The organism is Dietzia cercidiphylli (assembly GCF_014145145.1).
In the GTDB taxonomy this organism is placed as follows: Bacteria; Actinomycetota; Actinomycetes; order Mycobacteriales; family Mycobacteriaceae; genus Dietzia; species Dietzia natronolimnaea.
Genome location: NZ_JAALEA010000354.1, coordinates 1 through 11,751 on the forward strand (window position 1 = coordinate 1; position 11,751 = coordinate 11,751).

Consider the following 11,751-nt stretch of genomic DNA (forward strand, 5'->3'; position numbering starts at 1 on the left):
CCCCCCCCCCCGACGCGGTCGTTCTTAGGCCGAGGCGATCGTTCGCGGTCAGACGCGGTCAGACGCGAAGGCTCGCAGACCGAGGCGATCGCCAGCGGCCCCGCGGCGCCTCGCCTCGGTCGCCCGGCCTCATATCGTCGACAGGGCACTTCCGCTCACATTCACCGTGGTCCGGCGAGACGAAATCCGACGGCTCTGACCACTCGCCGCACTCGCGTCTAACGGGACAGAGTCATGCGCCGGGGCGGGACGCCACCACGGGGCGCATTGGCTCAACCTCGCGGCCGGCCGCGCCCCCTGCCCCCGGCCGGCTCGGAGTCGGCGATCCACAAAGGAGTCCGGATGCAGTTGCGGCGGAACCGGACCGTCGGGCCAGGTCGGTGAGCGAAACTCGGGGACGGTCTGGAACCCCAGCGCGATTACCTCCGACTGCCCCTCCAGCGGCGGCACAGCCGTTACTCAAGTCCCCGCCGGCCCTACCCGCACCGGACACCCGCGGGCACGCCGAGCGACGCTCGTGCAAAAGTGGGGCATGGCCAACTCCCTCCCGTCAGACCCGGATCCCAGCGAGTCCCCCGACCTCGACGCCGGCGGCTCGCCCACGGGACCGCAGACGCCGGACTCGGATTCCACGTCGCTGGCCTCCGACAGCGCACGCACCGGGCAGAGCCCGACCAAGTCCGGGTCCCGCATCGGGATCTACGTGCTGTTGGGGATCATCGTGCTGATCGTCCTGGTCATGGCACTGGGACTTGCAGGAAGGCTCTTCGGCCTGGGCTGACCACACGGCCATGGTCGGCCCGTCGGTGAACGCCGCCCGCCACGTCACCGCCACCGGGCACCACCCGCCGCGGGGTCACACCTGATCTCGTTTCCCCAGGTGGGTTTTCCCGGAATCCGTCATATGCGACCGGTCGACGAGTGGGCACACCCAGCGCGGGCCCTCCCCCGGTCACCCGGGGTGAGCGGACGCGGCCTTGCCCAGCGGGTAGCGCTCAAGACCACACCACTCCACAGCCCCACCACATCTCACCGTTCCGCAGGCCCGCGCGCAGAACGGTCATTACCCTGCCTGACATGAGTCAAGCTGCGTCACTCCTGCGGATCGGCATCGCTTACATCATCGCCATCGGCGCCGGGTTGGCGTGGCTGCTGTGGGGGCTCGACAGCGGCCAGTTGTGGCTGGACGGCCTGATCGCCGACCTCATCGCGACCGTCGTGATCTTCGCGTTCAGCCGCTTCTACGGGAACTCCACCTTCTACGACGCCTTCTGGTCGGTCATCCCACCGCTGCTGGCGTTCTACTGGTGGATCGCCGCCGACGCGGGCGTGAACGACGTCCGCTGGTGGCTCATGATGATCGTGCTGCTGGCCTGGGCGGTGCGGCTGACCATCAACTGGATCCGCACCTTCCCCGGCATGCACCACGAGGACTGGCGTTACCCGATGGTCCGCGAGCGCGCCGGCCGCTTCGAGTTCGTGGCCGACCTGATGGGCATCCACGTCTTCCCGACCCTGCAGGTCTTCGCCGGACTCGTCCCCGTCTACGTGGTGGCGACCAGGGCCGGTGAGCCGCTCGGCTGGCTGGACTTCGTGGCGTTCGGCGTCGGCCTGGCCGCGCTGGCCCTGGAGACGATCGCCGACCTGCAGATGCACCGCTTCATTGCCACCCGGACGCCCGGACAGGTCATGGACACCGGCGTGTGGTCGTGGTCCCGGCACCCGAACTACTTCGGCGAATGCGGGATCTGGTTCTCCATGGGCCTGTTCGGCCTCTCGGCCTGGCCCGGCGCGTGGTGGGTGTTCGTGGGCACCTTTGCCATGCTGGCGATGTTCCTCGCCGTGAGCATCCCGATGATGGAGCAGCGCAGCCTCGAGCGGCGACCCGAGTACGCCCGCGTGGTGGAGCGGGTGTCGCTGTTCATCCCCCGCCCGCCCAAGAAGAGCCCGCACGAGAAGAACCGGACCACGACCTCCGCGTGAGCCGCCCCCGAGTCGTCGTTGTGGGCCTCGGGGACACCGGCGTCCTCACCGCGATCGCGCTCCGCGCGCACGCAGACGTCGTGGGCATCACCGCCAAGCCGGAGTTCGTCAGCGGCCAGGAGCTCGGCCTGCGGCTGGCCCGGCCGGAGGCGTGGACGCGCGACTACCGCATCGCCTACAGCCGGTTCCGGGGCCTCGACCCCGTCCGGATCGTGCACGGCAGCGCGACCGCCCTCGACACCGATAAGCGGATCGTGCGCGTGCGGCTCGCGGACGGCACGGTTGTCGAGGAACCGTACGACGTCGTCGTCGTCGCCACCGGGGTGACCAACGGATTCTGGCGCCACCCCACGCTCCAGGACACCCGCGGCGTCGACGCCGACATCCTCCTCCCCCACCAGCGCCTCGCGGCATCAGAGACGGTGGCGATCATCGGCGGCGGCGCGGCGGCCCTGAGCTCGGCGGCGCAGGTGGCCGAACGCTGGCCGGCCAAGGCCGTGAACGTCTACTTCCCCGGCGACCGCGCACTTCCCCATCACCATGACCGCGTCTGGAACCGGGTGCGCACACGACTGGAGGCCCTGGGCGTGGGCCTGCATCCCGGTCACCGCGCGGAGCTGCCGGGTGGGGACGGTGACGGTGGGAATGCGGGCCACGGCGGCCTTAATGACGACGACGACGAGCATCTCACCAGCGCCACCGTGAGCTGGACGACGGGTCAGCCACCGACCACAGCAGATGTAGTGATCTGGGCGGTCGGCCGCGTCTCGCCCAACACAGAGTGGCTGCCCCCGGAGGTGCTCGACGACCGGGGCTTCGTCCGCGTGGAGCCGACGCTACGGGTGTCCGGACACAGTGACGTCTTTGCAGTCGGAGATGTGGCCGCCACCGACGCACCTCCGCACGCAACCGCGGACACCTCCTGGTCGCACGCAACATCCGAGCGCATCTCGAGGGCAGACCGCTGCGCGACTACCGGCCACCGAGGCGCCGTTGGGGCTCGGTGCTCGGTCCGCTGCGCGACGGACTCATCGTCTTCACCCCGCCCGGCCGGGGTGTCCGTGTCCCCGCACCGGCGTCCGATGTGGTGCTCCAACGGCTCATCACCCATCAGGTGATCTACGGCGGGGTGCGCCGGAGGGCGCGGTAGCGACGCTGGTTCGGCGGGGTGCGCCGGCGGGCTCGGTGACGCCGGTTGTTCGGCGCGGAGCGATCGAGGCCCTCACTCTCGGCGGCCGGGGAGAACGACGACGACAACCCCGCCCCTCACACACCCGCTGGCAATCCCCGACCGGCGCGGACTCTGCCGCCGCGTGGTGGCTGATGCCTTGCGGCCAATTCATCGCTCGGTCGATCCCGTTCACGTTCTCCCAGGTGGGGTGTGACGAAATCCATCAGATGAGACCATTCGTCGAGTGGGCCCCGCGGGCTGGCGGACGGCCGGGCTGGCTAGCTGGCGGACGGGCGGGCCGGCGCGGTCTACCGCGTGCGCGTGGGGGACCATCGGCTCGTGGGATTCGCCGAACCCGCCGCCGCCGTGGCCACGCTCCTGTTGGCCTACGGCGTCGGCCAGCTGCTGGGCGGGTGGGGCTTCCTCGCCGTGTTCTGCGCGGCGCTCGGGGTCCGCGCGTCCGAGCGTGACGACGAGCGCCACGAGCACTTCCACGAGTTCGTCGAGTACACCGAGCACCTGCTCACGCTGCTGGTCCTGCTGGTGATCGGCGCCTCGTTCGTCTCCGACGCGCTCCCCCGCCTGCAGTGGACCCACGTGGCGGTGGCGGCCGGCGTCCTGCTGGTGGTCCGTCCACTCGCCGCCTGGGCCTCGCTCCTCGGGGACCGCACACTCCGCCGTGACGAGCGGATGGTCGTGTCCGTGTTCGGCGTCCGCGGCGTGGGTTCGCTCTTCTACCTCTGTTACGCGATGGGGTACTTCCCCAAGGAGGACGGCTGGTCGCTGTGGCCGGCAGTGTCGCTGGTCATCATCGCCTCCCTCGTGCTCCACGGCGCGAGCGCGTCCCAGGTCATGCGGGCACTGGACCGCCGGCGGGCCCGAGCGGACCGGTGACTGGTCGGGGCTCCGGTCATTCACGCAGCGCAGAGAGGAGATCGTGCGCGAGGATGAATGCGCCATTGTCATCGCCAGGATTGTTCATGTGCCCTCATCCATTCGATCAACTCGTTCGCCTCTGCGGGCGCCCGGCCGGGCCCGGTCATGAGGTCCACAGCCACCTGGGCCGGGCGCACGACGGTGAGCCCCTCCAGCGCGGCCATGGCGCGCTCCATAACGACCGGATACGCGGGTTCGATCAGCAACACGTTCGCCCCTGCTTCTGTTTCGCGCAGCCCCCAGTTCGCGGCTGCACGCTCGGCGTTTCGGACGTACACCATCGCCGACCTCGCTGGCGCGTAGGCAGCCCACGCTGCTGCTGCCACGGACCCGGTCACCGCGTAGTCACCTTCCTTGTCCTCGCGCACGGTATCGAGAAGGTCGGACAACCCCCTGGGAGCGATCCAACGGGTCACCGTATTGGTCCGGAGAAGTTGGTAGTCGTCGCTCCACCTGCGCAGAAGAGCCACCCAGTCGGGCACGAGGAACCGACGGTCGGGAAGCCGCTCGGCCAGCTCCTGCTCTTCGAGGAACTGCATCACCCGGTACACCGACCCCACCGAGGCCCGAGAGATGTCGGCGAGTTCGCGCACGCGCCACGGGCCGGCGATATCAACGAGCGCTCGGACCACCTTTGCGGCGGGCTCTCCCTTCAGGGTGCCCCTCGGACGCCCCGGCCCCCGCCAGGGGTCACTGTCGGCACCTCGATCCGATAGGAAGAAGGCGGGAGAAGAGGACCAGACCTTCATATTTCCGGTCGCGTCGATGTACGAAATTCCCGCATCGTCGAGCCTCACACGGTCGGCAGGCGCGAGATAGCGAGTCACCACCAGGCACGCACTGCCCGGCACCTGGGCCATACTTTCGCCACACTTCTCCCTAAGCGACGGTATGTCTCGCGCTACGACGGCGTTCTTGACGGTGACGCAAAAACTAGCGACGCTCCCATCAGGAGCTACGACGTTCATCAGAGAATCTGCGCCGCCAAGGGACGATGTTGTAGCAGCCTGGCCTACATCGATCTCCCACTCAGCCGGGACTCTCGCACGGAGTGCTTCGGCCGCTGAATCGAAGAGTTCCGTCTCCGAGAGGGGTCTGGAACCTAGCGAGTTTCCGACTGCCATGTTCAGAGAATAGCGCTATTCCGAAACCAACGGAAGGGGGCCATTTGCCGAACATGGCCAGGAGTTGGACCCTCATGCACCTAGGCTGCGACTCGTCTCCGCGTACACCCTGAGGTGTCGGTTTGGGGACAGGTTCCTGTGGAGGTCGGTGCCTCTACCCGTCACACCATCGGCTCTGCATGGAGGCGCGAGCTCGTCCTGAGCCACCGCCCGTACACCCACCCGACAGCGATTCCGACCAGGTGCCCCACCGAACCGAGCGGCAGCGAGAACAGGAACACGATGTTGATCGCGACCAGAATGGCCAACCATTGAGTAGTCGTGCCGCCGAAGATCCGTGACGACGGGCGCATCGCCAGCACCGCCGCGGTCACGCCGAATACCGCCGCCGAGGACCCGACGATGGTCCCGTCCTCCGCCCACGCCGGGACCGCAGCGGTCGCGGCCAGCATCCCCAGTGAGCCCGCCACTCCGGCCAGCAGATAGACCGCCACCACATCCACGGCGCGTGCGGACTTCTCCAGCAGTGGCCCGAACGCCGCCAGCATCAACACCATCAACACGACGTGTACGAGGAGTTCGTGGACGAAAATCACGGTCAGCGGACTCCACGGCCGCTCACTCAACGCCGCAGCACGACCCGGAAGACCGAGCCGATCCGCGACATCGGGGTTCACCAGCTGGGCGATGTACAGGACTATCTGGATGGCGATGATCGCGAGGACGGCGGGACTGCTCTTCAACCTCGTGAACAGCATCAGCGGAGTCCTTACTCGAGAAACGCCGACGGAGCGGGGAACCGCCAGCCCCGGAGGCGATCGGACCAACGGAGTTCGGTGTTCTTCCTCCGCGGTTCATTACCTCACGGAGTGCGCTCGAGGGTGACGCGAACGAGGGATGGCACACCAGGGCCGCTGGACTCCTCTACAGCTGCCGCGCCACCTCCGAAGCGACCAGCTCGAGGTGATCGAGGTCAGACATGTCGAGCATCTGTAGGTAAATGCGCCTGGCGCCGATCGCCGAGTACCGGCCGATGGTGTCGACCACCTCATCCGGGGTGCCGGCCGCGCCGTTGGCCCGCAGTTCATCGACGACCCGGCCGATGGCGTTGGCGCGGCGGGCGAGCTCCGCCTCGTCCCGCCCGCAGCACAGCACGAGGGCTGCCGAGCGCACGATCTCCCCCGGTGCCCGGCCGCGCTCGGCGCACGCCTCGTCGACGCGGCGGTACTGGGTGGCCACGGTGTCGACGTCGGCGAAGGGCACGTTGAACTCGTCGGCGAACCGGGCGGCCAGCGCGGGGGTGCGGCGCTTGCCGAAGCCACCGACGATCACCGGCGGCCGCTGCTGCACCGGCTTGGGCAGACCGGGCGAGTCCACCAGATCGATCCGCTTGCCGCGCACCGTGACCGTCTCTCCCTCGGGTGTCGACCACAGGGTCTCCAGGGCTCCGAGGGTGTCCTCGAGCATGTCGAACCGCTCGCCGATGGGCGGGAACGGGATGCCGTAGGCGGTGTGTTCTTCGTCGTACCACCCGGCGCCCAGGCCGACGTCCAGCCGTCCCCCGGACATCTGGTCGACCTGCGCGAGGGAGATCGCCAGCGGGCCGAGGTGACGGAAGGTCACCGAGGTCAGCAGGGTTCCGAGCCGGATGGAGCTGGTCTCCCGGGCCAGGCCGGCCAGGGTGAGCCAGGCGTCGGTGGGTCCGGGCAGACCGCTGACGTCGCCCATCTTGAGGTAGTGGTCCGAGCGGAAGAACGCCTCGTAGCCCAGGTCCTCGGCCGCGCGGGCGACCGCGAGCTGGTCAGCATAGGTGGCGCCCTGCTGGGGTTCGACGAAGACGCGCAGCCCGACCTTTCCGTCAGACGCGTGATCGGCGGCGGAGCTGGCTGCGGCGGCGGAGCTGGGAGCGGGCTGGTTGGAGTCTGCTGGCATGACGTCCAGAATGCCCTCGCCCGATCTACGGTGCCAGCGTGGACGGCTCGTCGCGGGCCAGCGGGGTGCTCCGGGACAGTCCCCGGCCGAGCCGTCCGCCGGCGGCCACCCGCCGCGTGGTCACTCCTGATCACGTTCTCCCAGGTGGGCTTTTCCCAATTCCCTCAGGTGTGACCACTCGTCGAGTGAGCGCATCCGTCGCAGGCCATACCCTCGTACCGAGCCGGGCTCAGTCGCCGTCGCGCCACTCCACGTCCTGCACGACCTCGTTGCGCCGCAGGAACCACGGCTTGAAGGGCGGGTCGAACCGGGCGAACCTCGGCGGTCCCGTGGCGACCAGCCCGGCCCGGGCGATCCCGGCCTCGAGGTCGGCCAGGTGGCGGCGATAGCCCGACTCGCTCCACCGTCCTGAGTACCGCACCGCTGCCGCGACGCGATCGGGCACCTGTCTGATGCGCACCCGAGGGTCGGTGGGCACCGGCGCGGTCGCGGCGGTCAGCGAGGCGGGTAGCACGAAGGCGACGAGGTGCTCGCCGTCCTCAGCCTGGGTCTGGACCACAGGTGCGGTCATGGCGATCGTCTCCGAGCCGGGCGGCTCCTGGACGACCGGTGCCGTCATGGCGACGGACCCAGCCGACTCGTTGTGTCCGGTGATGTACTTGAAGAGCGACCTGAACGCCTGGTTGCCGGCGCTGTCGAAGGACCCGCGAACGGATATCTCCGCCACGGCATGAGAGGGATAGCGCCGCAGTTCGAACTCCGGGTACCGCTGGACCACCTCGTACGGCTGCTGCTCGGTCATGGGATCGACGGTACGCCCGTCGTCCGCCACCAGCTCAGAAGTCCACCCACGGTGCCCTACCAACACAAAGTTCGGAATAGCGCACATGCGACCTTTTGTTCGATAAACCGAACATCTATGCTGTGCCTGATACAACGAACGTCAGGAGCGTCATGGCAACGTTCGCCGCTCGGGCCCGGACTCTGACCGATATCGCTACGTCGGTCAGGGACGCACGTCTCGCCGCCGGCATGAGCCAGGCCGACCTCGCAGCGGCAGCCCATCTCACACGCTCCTGGGTGAGCCTCTTCGAGAGCGGGCGTGCTCCCAATGCGTCACTGAGCAAGGTGCTCGCGATGATGGACGTTCTGGGCGTCACGATCCGACTGGCGTATCCGGTGCCGGACTCGGACACGCCCTCCGCCGAGTCGGCCCGCCACCCGTGGCACCTGCCCGAGGCTGTCGATATGGCCGAGGCGATGGACGCACCCGACGCAGTCGACACGCCGGCGGACGATGGCGAAGGCCTCACCGCCGCGGACCCTGCCGCGGACCCTGCCCCCCTCAGCGAATCAGCGCTTGCCGCTGCACGCGCCATCCGGGCGACCCACCGTGCACGCGCCGTCGCAGATGACATCACCCAGCGGTCCTCCGATGCCTGACAAGGAACTCGCGGTCCTACTGTCTGGACAGAGACTGGGGACGTTGACGGAGGACCGTCATGGCAAGCACTGGTTCTCCTACGATCTCGCCGGCCCCGAACGGAGTCTCTCGCTCTCCATGCCCAGACGCCGTCAGGCCTGGGGCCCCGATCGGGTCGAGCCCTTCCTCGACGGACTGTTGCCCGACAATCAGGCCGCGCGGGTCCAGATCGCCCGCCATCACGGGGCCGTCGCAGGCAACACGTTTTCTCTTCTCGCTGTTGTCGGTCGCGATTGCGCAGGCGCTGTTCAGTTCCTCCGCCCCGATGCGATGGACGAACTCCACGGAGGCAGTCTCATACCGATGTCCGACTCCGACATCAGCGGGAGACTCCGAGAGCTGGTCTCCAGCAGACAGGCATCCTGGCAGGCCCGCGGCGAGCACTGGTCGCTCGCAGGAGCTCAGGAGAAGATCGCTCTCCACCGACGAGCAGACCAGTGGTATCAGGCGACAGGCGCGATCCCCACTACGCACATCATCAAGCCTGGTGGTACCGATCTCCACTGCCAGGCGTACAACGAAGTCCTGTGTCTGGACGCCGTCCGAATAGTCGGATTGCCGACGGCGAACACTGACTACAGTGATTTCGTCGGCACTCCCGCTGTGATCAGCCGACGGTGGGACCGCTATGTCGCCGCTGATGGAACCGTGACCCGTGTCCATCAGGAGGACCTCTGCCAAGCTCTCGCAATTCATCCGTCGCGTAAGTACCAGGCCGATGGAGGCCCATCCCCCGGCGATGTCATCTCCTTCTTGCGGGCGCTCCGCCTCGAGGAAGACGTCTGGCTTTTCGTTCGAGCGCTTGCGATCAACTTTCTGCTCGGCGCCACCGACGCGCATGCCAAGAATTACGCGATTCTTCACGCCGATGATTCCCCACCCCGGCTCGCACCGCTCTATGACATCGCGTCGATCTACCCGTACTCACCACAACGGAGTCAGCGCAGACTCGCTATGAAGATCGGGAGTCGGTACGCCTACGACGAGATCACCCTCCGCCACTGGGTCACCTTTGCGGAGGCCCACGACCTCGATCCGAGCGTGCTCACTGCTCAGCTCTACCTTGACGCCCTCGAATTGCCGGACGCCCTCCGCTCCTCCGTGGCACAGCACCCCCCGCGCACTGACGACGAAAACCGGTTGGCAGACACGCTTCTGGCCGAGGTCGAGGCTCAGTGTCGGCGGGTTCTCAATTGGTTCGGATGAGTTGTCCGAGAGGGGGCGACGACGACGAGGGCCGCCACCCTCCCCCGGCCCGCATGAACCCGGCCGCGCGGAACCGGCCGGGTCACCACCAGTCAAGCGGGGTGCCGTAGAGCCGGTCGTGTGGCAGGCTCCGGGTGATCAGCTCGGCCAGGGCATCGCGATCGTTCTTCAGCGCGGTTCCCCGGCGGGTCGGCCGGAGCTCGCCCCTGTACTTGCGCACCAACCCCAGCGCGCGGGCCCAATCCCGCAACTGCCAGATCGGGAACGTCAGGTCTTCGCGATTGTTCTTCCCGATCCATTTGCGGTCCCAGCCGGTGTCGGACATGAGTTGCTCGACCATCGTCGGCGGCAGGTACCCGGCCGCGGTGAGCTTGACCCCGTCGCCGACCCGTTCGAGCAGGATCTGCAGCTTCGCGGCCTCGTCCCGCTGGACTTCCCTGAGAGTGGCTGGCGTGTCGGCGATTCCGACCACTCGCCGCTGAACGTCCTCGAGGTCGAATTCTTCCGCGTCCCAGCCGGCCCAGAACTCGAGTACCTCCGGGCCCCAGCCATCCGAGTCGAACTCTTCGCCGCCGGCGATCCACTCGTTATATGACCAGATCCCCCCGCAGTCCTCCGGAGGGCATGCCCGGCGACCTGCCACCACCGTCGCATCCGGGATCTCGTCGTCGTCGTCGTCGGGCTCCAGGACCTTCTCCACGGTGACGCGATGCCACCAACTGTCACCGAAGTCGTACAGGTACAGGAACCTATCGCCCACGCTGTGCGCCAGCTCGTCGAGCCGTACGTCAGCCTCGTCGAGTTCGCCCATCTCCCCGGCGTCGGGGTAGTCCATGGAGGCGAAGTGCTCGGCGTCGCGGTCCCGGCGCGAGGATGCGTGGACGAACTCGTGCAGGTGACTGTTCGTCCAGCCCATGGCTTCCTGCAGGATCAGGTGAAGGCGCGGCAACATGAGGTCGCTGCGCAGGTCCAGGCGTCGCCAGATGGGCGGGGACGAGTCCAGCAGCTCGACCTTGACACGGTAGATCACCGGTGTCTCGCGCCTCGGGTGCCGCCGGTTGACGGCCGGGCGTTCCCACGGGGACTGATAGTCAGCCCCGGCCGCCAGCGAGGCCATCAACTCGGTCTGCGGGACTCCCGCGCTCGCCAATGCGTCGAGAACCGCGTGCTTCAACTCGTCTGCGGTGAGGTCGCCTGGTCCGTAGGGGCGATCTGTCGAAGGCGTCACCTCACCGACGATACGAGATGCGAGCGGCGCGCTGGGACGCCCCCGTTTGGAGAAGTAGTCTCACCTGCCATGGACACTGTCGAGCCCGGCCTGTTCGACCTACCCGAGCCCGCGCCTGAGCCCACCCCGCAACCCTCGCCTGCGCGGCCCCGTCCCGGCAGGAACCGCGAGACATGGTCCTGCACTGTGTCCGCGGAGGTCGCCATCGTCGATGCGGCGGCGGTGACGGCGGCACTGGCCCAGTACCGTGAGGACACGGTGGTGGTCGATGCGTTCTCCGGTGCGGTGATCGAGGACCCGGCGAGTGAGGAGGCGGGGCCCGATCCCACCCTGCCGCCGCTGCCTCAACTGAACTGGCTGATCTGGCCTACGGGCGGTGTGGAGGAACTCCTCGAAGAGGGCGCGTTCCGGGTTCTCGATGTTGAGAGCGCTGTGACCACCGAGATCTACGACCGGGGGACGATCACGTGGACGGTCACGGTCAAGCTCACCGACGTCCAGCTCCTGCGTCGCGTCGCCACGCGAGCCCACCCCGCCGACGCCGACCTTATCGCGAGCAGTCTGTCCGTCGCGTGGCAGCGCGCTGCCGACTCGTTCGCTCCCCTGCGTTCGATCCCCGGGATCTCGTGGCGGCCGGTGTCCGTCGACATCGCTCACGTGCCAGCGCGAAAGCGATGACGACGGCCGC

General features: G+C 68.1%; 11 protein-coding genes and 1 pseudogene. 7 read left to right on the forward strand and 5 right to left on the reverse strand.

What is annotated here, in order from left to right; all coding sequences use genetic code 11:
- Window positions 1-532: 532 nt before the first annotated feature.
- The 4 genes and pseudogenes from G6028_RS12735 to G6028_RS12750 all read left to right on the forward strand — a co-directional run bounded on the left by G6028_RS12735 (window position 533) and on the right by G6028_RS12750 (window position 4,048).
- Entirely contained in the window at window positions 533-781 is a 249-nt protein-coding gene (locus G6028_RS12735; protein WP_182659094.1) for a DUF6480 family protein, read from the forward strand.
- A 296-nt stretch (window positions 782-1,077) separates the two neighbouring features.
- Window positions 1,078-1,983, forward strand: a complete 906-nt coding sequence (locus G6028_RS12740) for a DUF1295 domain-containing protein (protein WP_182659095.1) — start codon at window positions 1,078-1,080, stop codon at window positions 1,981-1,983.
- Window positions 1,980-3,133: pseudogene (locus G6028_RS12745) on the forward strand (FAD-dependent oxidoreductase). Before G6028_RS12740 ends, G6028_RS12745 begins: the two are co-directional and overlap by 4 nt.
- 360 nt (window positions 3,134-3,493) lie before the next feature.
- Window positions 3,494-4,048, forward strand: a complete 555-nt coding sequence (locus tag G6028_RS12750) for a cation:proton antiporter domain-containing protein (RefSeq protein ID WP_338404219.1) — start codon at window positions 3,494-3,496, stop codon at window positions 4,046-4,048.
- 68 nt (window positions 4,049-4,116) lie between these two features.
- Here G6028_RS12750 and G6028_RS17725 read toward each other — a convergent pair whose 3' ends face one another.
- The 4 genes from G6028_RS17725 to G6028_RS12770 form a co-directional block, all read right to left on the reverse strand.
- On the reverse strand, window positions 4,117-5,214 hold the full coding sequence (locus tag G6028_RS17725) for a hypothetical protein (protein WP_241730735.1): 1,098 nt from the start codon (window positions 5,212-5,214) through the stop codon (window positions 4,117-4,119).
- Window positions 5,215-5,375: 161 nt separating this feature from the next.
- Window positions 5,376-5,972 (reverse strand): rhomboid family intramembrane serine protease, encoded by a 597-nt coding sequence (locus G6028_RS12760; protein WP_182659096.1) that lies wholly within the window; start codon window positions 5,970-5,972, stop codon window positions 5,376-5,378.
- A gap of 166 nt (window positions 5,973-6,138) precedes the next feature.
- Entirely contained in the window at window positions 6,139-7,146 is a 1,008-nt protein-coding gene (locus G6028_RS12765) for an LLM class F420-dependent oxidoreductase (protein ID WP_241730736.1), read from the reverse strand.
- Window positions 7,147-7,375: 229 nt separating this feature from the next.
- On the reverse strand, window positions 7,376-7,948 hold the full coding sequence (locus tag G6028_RS12770) for an SOUL family heme-binding protein (protein ID WP_182659097.1): 573 nt from the start codon (window positions 7,946-7,948) through the stop codon (window positions 7,376-7,378).
- Window positions 7,949-8,100: 152 nt separating this feature from the next.
- Between G6028_RS12770 and G6028_RS12775 the strand changes: the two genes are divergently transcribed.
- Together G6028_RS12775 and G6028_RS12780 are read left to right on the forward strand one after the other, a co-directional pair.
- Window positions 8,101-8,589 (forward strand): helix-turn-helix transcriptional regulator, encoded by a 489-nt coding sequence (locus G6028_RS12775; protein ID WP_182659098.1) that lies wholly within the window; start codon window positions 8,101-8,103, stop codon window positions 8,587-8,589.
- A complete protein-coding gene (locus G6028_RS12780; protein WP_182659099.1) occupies window positions 8,582-9,835 on the forward strand; it encodes a type II toxin-antitoxin system HipA family toxin in 1,254 nt (417 codons plus the stop codon). The genes G6028_RS12775 and G6028_RS12780 overlap by 8 nt, the downstream gene beginning before the upstream one ends.
- Window positions 9,836-9,917: 82 nt before the next feature.
- On the opposite strand, the gene G6028_RS12785 is transcribed toward G6028_RS12780, so the two are convergent.
- On the reverse strand, window positions 9,918-11,063 hold the full coding sequence (locus tag G6028_RS12785) for an IS1096 element passenger TnpR family protein (protein WP_182659100.1): 1,146 nt from the start codon (window positions 11,061-11,063) through the stop codon (window positions 9,918-9,920).
- Between the two features lie 69 nt (window positions 11,064-11,132).
- Between G6028_RS12785 and G6028_RS12790 the strand changes: the two genes are divergently transcribed.
- A complete protein-coding gene (locus G6028_RS12790) occupies window positions 11,133-11,741 on the forward strand; it encodes a hypothetical protein (protein ID WP_182659101.1) in 609 nt (202 codons plus the stop codon).
- Window positions 11,742-11,751: the final 10 nt, after the last annotated feature.

What these genes read in the sequence shown, in the direction of transcription:
- G6028_RS12740 (WP_182659095.1), top strand. Translation starts at nt 1,078, where the DNA reads ATGAGTCAAGCTGCGTCACTCCTGCGGATCGGCATCGCTTACATCATC.
- G6028_RS12780 (WP_182659099.1), top strand. Translation starts at nt 8,582, where the DNA reads ATGCCTGACAAGGAACTCGCGGTCCTACTGTCTGGACAGAGACTGGGG.
- G6028_RS17725 (WP_241730735.1), bottom strand. Translation starts at nt 5,214, where the DNA reads ATGGCAGTCGGAAACTCGCTAGGTTCCAGACCCCTCTCGGAGACGGAA.
- G6028_RS12765 (WP_241730736.1), bottom strand. Translation starts at nt 7,146, where the DNA reads ATGCCAGCAGACTCCAACCAGCCCGCTCCCAGCTCCGCCGCCGCAGCC.
- G6028_RS12770 (WP_182659097.1), bottom strand. Translation starts at nt 7,948, where the DNA reads ATGACCGAGCAGCAGCCGTACGAGGTGGTCCAGCGGTACCCGGAGTTC.
- G6028_RS12775 (WP_182659098.1), top strand. Translation starts at nt 8,101, where the DNA reads ATGGCAACGTTCGCCGCTCGGGCCCGGACTCTGACCGATATCGCTACG.
- G6028_RS12735 (WP_182659094.1), top strand. Translation starts at nt 533, where the DNA reads ATGGCCAACTCCCTCCCGTCAGACCCGGATCCCAGCGAGTCCCCCGAC.
- G6028_RS12760 (WP_182659096.1), bottom strand. Translation starts at nt 5,972, where the DNA reads ATGCTGTTCACGAGGTTGAAGAGCAGTCCCGCCGTCCTCGCGATCATC.
- G6028_RS12790 (WP_182659101.1), top strand. Translation starts at nt 11,133, where the DNA reads ATGGACACTGTCGAGCCCGGCCTGTTCGACCTACCCGAGCCCGCGCCT.